Origin of the sequence: Minwuia thermotolerans (assembly GCF_002924445.1) — a bacterium.
Taxonomy (GTDB): Bacteria; Pseudomonadota; Alphaproteobacteria; order Minwuiales; family Minwuiaceae; genus Minwuia; species Minwuia thermotolerans.
Genome location: NZ_PIGG01000074.1, coordinates 58,471 through 67,362, shown reverse-complemented (window position 1 = coordinate 67,362; position 8,892 = coordinate 58,471). Strand labels below are relative to the sequence as shown.

Here is an 8,892-nt window from a genome sequence, read left to right as displayed (position 1 = left end):
TGGTCTCCAAGCAGCTGCTGCCCGTCTACGACAAGCCGATGGTCTACTATCCGCTGGCGACGCTGATGCTGGCCGGCATCCGCGAGATCCTGCTGATCTCGACGCCCGAGGACCTGCCGCGCTTCGAGGCGCTGCTGGGCGACGGGCGCGGCTGGGGCCTGGAGATTGCCTATGCCGAACAGGCCGAGCCGCGCGGCATCGCCGAGGCGCTGATCATCGCCGAGGATTTCACCGCCGGGGAGAAGTGCGCCCTGGTGCTGGGCGACAACATCTTCTATGGCCGCGGCTTCTCCGGCCTGCTCAGGGAAGCTGCGGACTTTGGCGAAGGCGCCGTGGTCTTCGCCTATCAGGTCGCCGACCCCGAACGCTATGGCGTCGTCGCCTTCGATGCGGAGGGCCGGGCGACCGACATCGTCGAAAAGCCTGCGCGGCCGTCCTCGCCCTACGCGGTCACGGGGCTCTACTTCTACGACGCCCGCGCCGCCGAGATCGCGCGGTCGGTCGCGCCCTCGCCCAGGGGCGAACTGGAGATCACGGACGTCAACCGGCGCTACCTCGCCGAAGGGCGGCTGAAGGTGGAGAGGCTGGGCCGCGGCTTCGCCTGGCTGGACACGGGCACGCCGGTCAGCCTGCTGGAGGCGGCGGAGTTCATCCACGCCGTCGAGAAGCGCCAGGGCCTGAAGATCTCCGCGCCCGAGGAAGTCGCCTGGCGCATGGGCTGGATCGGCGACGAGCGCCTGCGCGACCTGGCCGAAGCGATGAAAGGCAACGACTACGGCCGCTATCTGCTAGGCTTGCTCGAGAAGCGATAGGCAATCCTGGGGAGGAGATAGCGATGGCGGTCGAACTCTACGCCATGACCTGCGGCTGGCTGACCATGAGCCTGAAGGCCATGCTCGAAGGCGCCGAGGGCAAGATCAAGGTGCCGGTGCCGACCTATCTGGTGAAACACCCGAAGGGCAACGTGCTGTTCGACAGCGGACTCAACAAGCAGGTCCAGACGGACCCGGAAGGCCGGCTGGGCAAGATCGCGCAGTACTATGCCATCGACTTCGAGCCCGGCGAGGACGTCGCAGCCCGGCTGGAGGTGCTGGGCATCGGGCCCGGCGACATCGACTACCTGGTCAACAGCCACCTGCACTTCGACCATTGCGGCGGCAACGACGCCCTGCCCGACTGCCCTGTCGTCGTGCAGCGCCGCGAGTGGGAGGCGGCCAACGATCCCGACATGGCCGCGAAGATCGGCTTCATGAAGCAGGACTTCGACCACGGCCACGACCGCATCCTGGCGGACGGCGAGCACGACATCTTCGGCGACGGCGCGGTGGTCTGTCTGCCCACCTACGGCCATACGCCCGGCCACCAGTCGCTCAAGGTGCGGACGGCCGGCGGCGACGTGGTGCTGACCGGCGACGCCTGCTATCTGCGCCGCACGCTGGAGGAAATGCGCCTGCCGCTGATCCTGCACGATGCGGACGAGATGCGGACCAGCCTGCGCAAGCTGAAGGAACTGCAGGACCGCGGCGCACGCATCTTCTACGGCCACGATCCCGAGTTCTGGGCGACCGTGCCCCAGGCCCCGGCGGCTGTGGCCTGAGCCCCGGCCGGGGCGCCCGCGACGCCGCCGGTATTACCGTTTTGTGAACGAATACCGGGCAGGATCGGCTATCTTGAGCATCCCGGGGTGCGGAGGAGACGTTGAGCCTGCCGGCGGACCACGACCTGTTGCATTCCGCGATCCGCGGCGACGCCCGTCCGACGGGCGTGTTCCGGGTCGCCGGCGCGGCGCTGCGTCCGGTCGCCGTCAGCGACTCCCTCAGGGCCGCACTCGACGTTGCCGACGATGACGCCGTGGCGCAGGCGTTCGAGGACGCTGGCGGCGTGCCCTGGCTGCAGTCTCACGCCCGCTCCCGGCGTCCGCTGGAACTGACCGCCGGCAAGCACCGGCTGGTCATGTCGGCGCGCAGTATCGGAGATGACGGCCTGCAGGTCCGCGGTGTCGACGCCGAGCAGGCGGAGGTCTCGAACACCCTGACCGCGGACATCATCGGCGGGCTCACCAACGACGAGACCGGCGTCGTCTTCCTCGATCCGGCCGGCCGGGTGCTGGCGGTCAACTACGCCTTCTATCGCTATTTCCCGGCGGCCCCCGGCTTTCCGCGCCTGGGCGAGCCCTTCGCCGAGCTGGTGCGTGACGCCATCACCCACGGCTACCTCCCCCAGGCCGCCGGCCGCGAGGAGCGCTTCGTGCGCTGGACGGTCGATCATTTCGTGGGCGAGAGCGCGGAGCCGATCAGCGTGCTGTCGGGCGCGGGACGCTGGATCAACACCAGCCGGATGCGGTTCCGCAACGGCGCCGTCGCCATCCTGCTGATCGACATGACGGAGATGCGCCAGGAACTGGAGCAGCTTACGTCCTTCGCACAGAACACCCGCAACATGGTCTTCGTGCGCGTCGCGGATGGCAGCTCGATCGCGCGCGTCTGGGGACAGGACGCCAAACGCATACTCGGCGAGCAAATGGGGCGCAGCCGCGTGGAGCTCTCGGGCTGGCGGGCGTGCATTCACCCGGAAGACCGCGAACGCTACGAGGCCGCGCTGGCGAAACGTCAGCAGACCGGCGAGGCCTACGAGATGGAGTTCCGCTTCATCCATCCGGAGGACGGCCGCATCGTGTGGCTGCTGGAGAACGGCTGGCGTTCGATCGACAGCGTGACCGGCCAGATCTATCTGGACAACTATCTGCTGGACATCACCGAACGCAAGGAGGCCGACGCGGAGCTGCGCCACAACGAAGTGCGCTTCCAGGAGTTCGCGGAGATGGCCGCGGACTGGGCCTTCGAGGCCGATGCCGACATGAATCTGACCTGGATATCGCAGAACTTCAGCGAGATCAGCGGCATGTCGACCGCGCGTTATGTCGGCCGCTCATGGGCCGAGATCACCGAGGCGGTGCTGCCGGACCTGCCGCGCGACCAAGCCCGCATGTGGCGCAACCTGCTGAAGATGTGGAGCGAGCGACAGCCTTTCCGCATCTCGCCGCTGCTGTTCCGTTTTCCGGGCGGGAACGACCGCATGGTGGAGGTGGGCGGCACGCCGGTCTTCGACCATCACGGCCGCTTCGTCGGCCATCGCGGCATCGCCCGCGACGTCACGCCGTTCGTCAGGGCGCGCGAGGACGCCCGCGCCGCGATGCGGGCCGCCGAGTCCGCCAACCGCGCCAAGTCCGAGTTCATCGCCAACATGAGCCACGAGCTCAGAACGCCGCTGAACGCCATCATCGGTTTTGCCCATGTCATGGAGCAGGAGATGTTCGGGCCGATGACGAACGCGCGCTATCACGGCTACGCCGCCGACATCGCCGCCAGCGGCCAGCACCTGCTCAGCCTGGTCAATGACGTCCTCGACCTGTCCCGCATCGAGGCCGACCGAGTGAAGGTCGACCGGGAGACCGTGGCCGTGTGCCCGGAAGTCGACCGCGTATTGTCGCTGTTCCGGGAGAGCGCCGGCCGGCGCCGGCTCTACAGCAATGGCTGCAGCGCCTGCACCGTCCAGGCCGACCGGCGGCTGCTGCGGCAGATGCTGATCAATCTGGTGGGCAACGCCGTGAAGTTCACCGGCGAGGACGGGGAAATCCGCGTGGACGTGGCGGTGGAAGGAGACGAACTGCATCTCACCGTCACCGATGACGGCATCGGCATGAACGCCGACGATATCCGCACGGCGCTGGAGCCATTCGGCCGCGCCGCCGGGGCGGACATCGCCGGCGGCACGGGACTCGGCCTGCCCCTGACGCGCAAGCTGGCGGAGCTGCATGGCGGCTCCCTGTCGATCAGATCGACGCCGCGCAAGGGCACCTCGGTCATGCTGATGCTGCCCCGGGCCGCGGCCGAGGCAGCGCTGACCGGCGGCAGCGCCCGCATGTCCGCCTGACGCGGCGGCCCGCCATGGAGAATGCCGAGCGAAAGGACCGCCAGGAACATGCCCGTCTCGGCCAGCGCGTTCACGCCTGCCTCGACGTAGACCACGGATACATGAACATCATCTCCATCTCGAAGGCGATGAAGAGCAGCGTCATGGGGTAGTAGCGGACATGGAAGCGCTGCCAGGCATGCGTCTCGGGCGTCCCGCCCACGAGGAAGGGCGCACGGCCGGGGTCGGTCAGCCTCGCCCGGCCGCCCATCCTTTGCAGAGTGAGTGCCATCGCCACTGACACTGCAGCCAGAATGGCGGGTCCGAGGCGCGTTTCCATCGGCACCCCTCATTCTTGTTCATTTCCCAGCTAGCCGGGAACTGGGCCGCCGAATACCAACTCTGCACGGAACGCGAGGGAAAGCTTGCCGCCATTCGGGCATGCAGCGTCCATGCGAGCCCCGCTCCTCGGGGCCTTCTGTTATTCCCTGATTTCCCTCATGACCTGGCCGTAGGCGATGAGGGCGAAGAGCGCGGTGCCACCGATCACGTTTCCAAGGAACACCGGCACCGTGAATCTCCAGAGCATTTCGGGGATCCCGAGTTCGCCGGCGAGCACGAGAAGGAAGGCTTCCGTACTCCCGGCGACGATGTGGGTGAATTCGGCCAATGCGAGAATATATGTGAAGAGGAAGACGACATGGATCTTCGACGTCTTGGCGCTGGGAATGAGCCAGACAATCGTGGCGATGAGAAAGCCGGCGCCGATTGCCCGGGCGAACATCTCGAACCAGTCCTTCGCCAGGGCCTCGCGGCTGACTTCCAGCATTGCGTGCATGATCTCGGGGATCGTGCCCGGCACAAGGGAGTTGAAGAGCGCAAATCCGAAAGTGCCCAGCATGTTGGCCGCAAAGACAATCGCCCATAGCCGCGCCACGCGACCGAGCGTCCACCAATCGAAATCCGCGAACAGCGGCAGTATCGGCGTGATCGTGTTCTCGGTGAAGAGTTGCTGGCGTCCCAGAATCACCATGATGAACCCGACCGAGTAGCCCATGTTCGCGACCAGGGGCCGCCACGGCGCGTCAGGCAGATAATGACGCAGCAGCGCCTCGGAAAGCAGCGAGAAGCCGATGGAAAGGCCGGCCGCGATCCCCGACCACCAAAGCGAGATGGGCGGGCGGCGGATTTCCTCCTCGCCCTCCTCGCGGACGATTTCGTAGACCACAGGCGCACGCAGGGGCAACTTCTGCCCGACAGCCTCGGATTCCTCCTCGCTCAGGCCGCGATCGTTCCGCTCCTCGCCATGGTCTTTTTCGGCCATTTCCTTCTCCCGGCGGCCTGACAGCATCCCGTTCGCCACAGATCGTGATCCCCTCATATCGGCCGTCGGCGTGGCGCATGTAGTGCGGCGATTTCGGCCGGGGCTCGTGTCAACGGGAGTCTGGCAGCCGCGAACCGTTGCCGGGACGAAGTTCCTGGCCGCGCCGGAGGCGACCCACCCCGGTTTCAAATGGCCGTCCCCGTCGTTGGCCGGGGCGCGGCGAGTCGCCGCGCAGCAGCGCTGACGAAGACCGGAAAGCCGACGCTCGAAGAACCTTCACCCGATCCCGGCCCCTTGCGTATGAGCACGCAGCCGCCATGTGGCCTGTCAGGTGGCCAGGGTTGCGGCCAATCCTCATGTTGGGAGCAAGTAGCATGCGGCTGCCCGATCCGAGTGTAGACCATCTGTCTTCGTCCTCCGGCGAACGCCGCGGCCCTCAAGCCAACCCTGACAAGCCTGCAGATTGCGTCGTGCGCCCCGTGCGGCGGAAGACCACGATAAGGGTGGGCAGCCAGCGCGCGCCCGTCGATGGCATCGCCGAGTTCCCCGCGATCACGCCGATACGCTCGGAGGCCCGCCGCCCGGAAGGCGCCACGAGCACGGTGGATGCGATCGCCGAAGAGATTCCCGTGGCGCTCGCCTATAACGGCCGCCAACACGCGGTGATGATGACCACGCCGACCGATGTCGAGGATTTCGCCATCGGGTTCACGCTTTCCGAGGGCATCGTTTCGGATACGAGGGAGGTGCGCCGCGTTTCCGTCGGCGCCACGGCCGACGGGATCATCGCCCAGATTTCCATTCCGGCGGCAACGGCCGCACGCCTGTCCGGGGAAAACCGCAATCTGAACGGACGCACGGGATGCGGCCTTTGCGGGGTCTCGTCTCTCCGGCAGGCAGTGCGTCCGGTGAAGCCGGTCTCCGACCGCGAAACGGTGCGCCTTTCTGCGGTGCGCGCCGGTCTGGCGGCGCTGCCCGGACAACAGAACCTCAATGCCATTGCCCATGCCCTGCACGCCGCTGCCTGGATCTCCGGCAGCGGAGATGTGGTGGCGCTGCGCGAGGATGTCGGCCGCCATAACGCGCTGGACAAGCTGATCGGCGCCATCCGCCGTCCAGGATCCCGCGCAGGCGAAGGGTTCGCCATCGCCACGAGCCGTTGCAGCTACGAGATGGTGCACAAGGCGGCGGCCGCGGACATATCCGTTCTGGTGACGATCTCGGCGCCGACCGCGCTGGCTCTTCGGGAGGCGGAAGCCGCAGGTCTCTGCGTCGTGGCGCTCGCTCGCGGCGATAACCTGAGAATCTACACCCGCCCCGACCGCGTTTGCGAGGACAGTTGAACGCCCCAAGGCGAACCCAGAAAGAGGAGCAGAGCCATGTCCGACGAGCAAGACACCGTTGGCTATGATGGCCCCGGGGGAGGCTGGGGCGCCCTGCGCGGCATAACGCGGATCTTCGGCAAGGAGGCGCCCGCCCCCGAAGCGCTGCGGACACTCAAGCGACAGAACAAGCCCGGTGGTTTCATGTGCGTTTCCTGCGCCTGGACCAAGCCGGCCGACCCGCACGTCTTCGAGTTCTGCGAAAACGGAGCAAAGGCGACCCTCTGGGAGCTGACGTCAAAGCGCTGCACGCCCGATTTCTTCGCCGAGCACAGCGTCAGCGAGCTGAAGCAATGGTCGGATCACGATCTCGAGCAGGAAGGTCGGCTGACCCACCCGATGCGGTACGATCCCGATAGCGACCATTATGTCGAATGCACCTGGGAGGAGGCATTCGAAGCCATCGGAAAGGAGCTGAAGGCGCTCGACCCCTGGTCTGCCGTCTTCTACGCCTCGGGCAGGGCGAGTCTGGAGACGGCCTATCTGTATGCGTTGTTCGCCCGGCTCTACGGCCACAACAATCTGCCCGACAGTTCGAACATGTGCCACGAGACAACCTCGGTCGGTCTGAAACAGGTGATCGGCTCTCCCGTGGGAACCGTGATCCTCGAGGATTTCGAGAAGTGCGACGCGATCTTCTTCTTCGGCCAGAACACCGGCACGAACAGTCCGCGCTTTCTGCATCCGATCCAGCGGGCGGTGAAACGGGGCGTCGAGATCGTCACCTTCAATCCGGTACGCGAGAAGGCGCTGGAAACCTTCATCAATCCCCAGAACCCCGAGCAGATGGTTGCCGGCGACGAAACGCCGATCTCGAAACTCTATCTCCAGGTTCGAGCCGGCGGCGACATCGCGGCCATGCTGGGTCTCTGCAAGCACGTACTCGCCGTCGACGCGGCGCGCCGGGAAGCAGGCGAGGCCCCGGTTCTCGACGAGGACTTCATCGCCCAGCATACGTCCGGCTTCGAGGCGTTCGCCGATACGGTGCGATCCACGGAGTGGGAGGATATCGAACGGGAATCCGGTCTCAGGCGCGAGGATCTGGAAAAGGCGGGGGACGTTTATGTCCGGGCGGAGCGCTGTATCGGCATCTACGGCATGGGCCTGACCCAGCATGTGCATGGCTTCGAGAACGTGGCGATGCTCGTCAATCTGCTGCTGCTGAAGGGCAATATCGGCCGCGAAGGCGCCGGAGTCTCGCCGGTGCGCGGACACTCCAATGTCCAGGGCCAGCGTACGGTAGGCATCGCCGAGAAGCCGAAGCTCGTTCCTCTCGATACGCTCTCGGAGATGTACGATTTCGAGCCGCCGCGCGAAGAGGGTCTCAACACCGTGGCGACCTGCAACGGCATACTCGACGGCAGCGTGAAAGCGTTCATCGGCCTCGGCGGCAATTTCGTTCGCGCCATCCCGGAGCGCGAGAAGATGGAAGCGGCCTGGGGCAACATGCGCCTGACCGTACAGATTGCGACCAAGCTCAACCGCAGTCACCTGATCAATGGCGAGGTGGCCTATCTGCTCCCCTGTCTGGGCCGCACCGAGGAGGACATTCAGGAGAGCGGGGCCCAGACCGTGACGATGGAGGACAGTCTGAGCTGCATCCACGGTTCGACGGGCAAGGCGAAACCGGCAAGCGAGCATCTGCGTTCGGAGATCGCGATCGTCGCCGGCCTGGCCAAGGCGACGTTGCCGCCGAACCCGAGGGTCAAGTGGGACGAATGGGTGGCGGACTACAGTCTGGTGCGCGACCTGATCGAGCGGACCTATCCGGAGCCGTTCAAGGATTTCAACGAAAAGATCTTCGAGCCCGGTGGCTTCCACCGCGGCAACAACGCTCGCGATCGCATCTGGAAGACCGAAAGCGGCAGGGCTGAGTTCACTGCGCCGACAATGCTTTCCGCCACCGGCTTCGAGGACGGTCCTGAGCGGTGGCGCCTGATCACGCTACGCAGCAACGACCAGTTCAACACCACGATCTACGGCTTCAGCGACCGCATGCGCGGGATCGAAGGAACGCGCGACGTGCTGCTGATCAATCCGCAGGAAATGCGCCGCGCCGGGTTGAAGGAAGGCCAGGAGGTTACCCTGACGAGCGACGCGGGCGACGGCGTGCGCCGCGAAGTCGGCGGCCTCAAGGTGACGCCCTTCAACCTGCCCGACGGCTGCGTCGGCGCCTACTACCCGGAATCGAATCCGCTGGTGCCGCTCTGGTACCATGACGAGAAATCGCAGACACCGGCGGTCAAGGCAGTGCCGGTGAAGATCCTGACCTGA

7 protein-coding genes are annotated in these 8,892 nt (G+C 66.0%); 5 read left to right on the top strand and 2 right to left on the bottom strand.

Annotated elements, in window-relative coordinates; genetic code table 11:
• The 3 genes from rfbA to CWC60_RS21295 form a co-directional block, all read left to right on the top strand.
• Positions 1 to 812: glucose-1-phosphate thymidylyltransferase RfbA (gene rfbA / locus CWC60_RS21305; RefSeq protein ID WP_109795939.1), on the top strand; the 812-nt coding region annotated here is incomplete at its 5' end.
• 23 nt (positions 813 to 835) lie between these two features.
• The gene (locus CWC60_RS21300) at positions 836 to 1,597 is read left to right on the top strand and encodes an N-acyl homoserine lactonase family protein (protein ID WP_109795938.1); all 762 of its coding nucleotides are present in this window, start codon (positions 836 to 838) and stop codon (positions 1,595 to 1,597) included.
• A 101-nt stretch (positions 1,598 to 1,698) separates the two neighbouring features.
• On the top strand, positions 1,699 to 3,933 hold the full coding sequence (locus CWC60_RS21295) for a PAS domain-containing sensor histidine kinase (RefSeq protein ID WP_109795937.1): 2,235 nt from the start codon (positions 1,699 to 1,701) through the stop codon (positions 3,931 to 3,933).
• 70 nt (positions 3,934 to 4,003) lie between these two features.
• Here CWC60_RS21295 and CWC60_RS21290 read toward each other — a convergent pair whose 3' ends face one another.
• Together CWC60_RS21290 and CWC60_RS21285 are read right to left on the bottom strand one after the other, a co-directional pair.
• On the bottom strand, positions 4,004 to 4,204 hold the full coding sequence (locus CWC60_RS21290; protein ID WP_206420086.1) for an NADH-quinone oxidoreductase subunit A: 201 nt from the start codon (positions 4,202 to 4,204) through the stop codon (positions 4,004 to 4,006).
• Positions 4,205 to 4,393: 189 nt separating this feature from the next.
• Positions 4,394 to 5,236 (bottom strand): formate/nitrite transporter family protein, encoded by an 843-nt coding sequence (locus tag CWC60_RS21285; RefSeq protein WP_109795952.1) that lies wholly within the window; start codon positions 5,234 to 5,236, stop codon positions 4,394 to 4,396.
• 374 nt (positions 5,237 to 5,610) lie between these two features.
• Here CWC60_RS21285 and fdhD point away from each other — a divergent pair, with 374 nt between their 5' ends.
• Together fdhD and CWC60_RS21275 are read left to right on the top strand one after the other, a co-directional pair.
• On the top strand, positions 5,611 to 6,579 hold the full coding sequence (gene fdhD, locus CWC60_RS21280; protein WP_164516677.1) for a formate dehydrogenase accessory sulfurtransferase FdhD: 969 nt from the start codon (positions 5,611 to 5,613) through the stop codon (positions 6,577 to 6,579).
• 36 nt (positions 6,580 to 6,615) lie between these two features.
• Positions 6,616 to 8,892, top strand: a complete 2,277-nt coding sequence (locus tag CWC60_RS21275) for an FdhF/YdeP family oxidoreductase (protein ID WP_109795935.1) — start codon at positions 6,616 to 6,618, stop codon at positions 8,890 to 8,892.

Bases quoted from the DNA above. Each gene is read 5' to 3' on its own strand.
- CWC60_RS21300 (WP_109795938.1), top strand. From the start codon at position 836: ATGGCGGTCGAACTCTACGCCATGACCTGCGGCTGGCTGACCATGAGC.
- CWC60_RS21290 (WP_206420086.1), bottom strand. From the start codon at position 4,204: ATGGCACTCACTCTGCAAAGGATGGGCGGCCGGGCGAGGCTGACCGAC.
- CWC60_RS21285 (WP_109795952.1), bottom strand. From the start codon at position 5,236: ATGGCCGAAAAAGACCATGGCGAGGAGCGGAACGATCGCGGCCTGAGC.
- fdhD (WP_164516677.1), top strand. From the start codon at position 5,611: ATGCGGCTGCCCGATCCGAGTGTAGACCATCTGTCTTCGTCCTCCGGC.
- CWC60_RS21275 (WP_109795935.1), top strand. From the start codon at position 6,616: ATGTCCGACGAGCAAGACACCGTTGGCTATGATGGCCCCGGGGGAGGC.